The organism is Paenibacillus sp. A3 (genome assembly GCF_001399685.1).
Taxonomy (GTDB): domain Bacteria; phylum Bacillota; class Bacilli; order Paenibacillales; family NBRC-103111; genus Paenibacillus_G.
The window spans coordinates 1-940 of the sequence record NZ_JTHN01000358.1; the positions used below are offsets into that span (position 1 = coordinate 1).

2 protein-coding genes are annotated in these 940 nt (G+C 60.1%); both read right to left on the minus strand.

Annotated features, from left to right (window positions below; translation table 11 throughout):
* On the minus strand, positions 1-188 hold a 188-nt coding region (locus QJ48_RS34550), incomplete at its 3' end, for a helix-turn-helix domain-containing protein (RefSeq protein WP_162238614.1).
* A complete protein-coding gene (locus tag QJ48_RS34555; RefSeq protein WP_157261868.1) occupies positions 178-831 on the minus strand; it encodes a hypothetical protein in 654 nt (217 codons plus the stop codon). The genes QJ48_RS34555 and QJ48_RS34550, both read right to left, overlap by 11 nt.
* Positions 832-940: the final 109 nt, after the last annotated feature.

Genomic DNA, 940 nt, shown 5'->3' on the forward strand with positions numbered 1-940 from the left:
GCCAGCCTATATTCGACGCCGCGCACTGTCGCGATGTACTTCGGTGCGGCGGGATTGTCGCCCAGTTTTTTGCGCAAGCTTTTCCCCTGAACGTCGACGACGTTGCTGCCCCCGACAAACGAGCTGCCCCAGATGCGGTTCATGATCTCGTCGCGCGACATCACGGCCCCTTGCGCTTCAAGCAGCATCAGTAAAATCTCGTATGCCGTCTTCGTGCTTGAAAAAACGACTGCCGCCGCGCAGAACAGTCATCTTCTTGGTGTCGATCTGCAAATCCTTGAAGCTGCCCACGCTATTCCCTTCTTCCGCATCGGCCAGACCGCTGAGCTTGAGCTCGATCCGGTACATCGCCTCCTGCAGACCCGTCGGCCACAGCTGCAGCTCCCCTAGTCCGGTGAAGCTGTTATCCGCCATCTCCCGCTCGCCGACCAGCAGCACCGAACGGGCCTGCTTCTTCGGATCGGAAGCAAGCGCCTCCCGGATGCCGGCCACGCCTTCCCAGTCGGCCGTTGTCACGTCGAACACGAACAGATCGACAGCCAACGCATTCATGACCTGGGCCTCGAACCGGTGAAACACGAGAACGTCGTAGCACTCGCCTGCCAGTCCGTTAATCAGCGGATGCAGCGAGCCGGGGAACGGACTGATGACGACCACGCGCTTCGTTTCGGCGCACAGGAAAGGCCTCGTGCTAGCCGTTTCTCCAGCGCTTGAAGCCATAGGAGCCGCTGGGCTGTCGGCAAGCCGCTCCGCATCGGCCATTCCGGTGCCCTCGGTTTGTGAATACCCCATCCGCATGAGCGGCTGCATTAAGCGTTCGGATGTTTGCATGAATAGCATACCCCCTCGAAGACGACTTGACTGTGGTGCACGTCGTAGTTCGTTTTCGCCGCAACCTCCTGAATCCATTCGGCGGGCGGCGCGGACAGCACTTCATCGA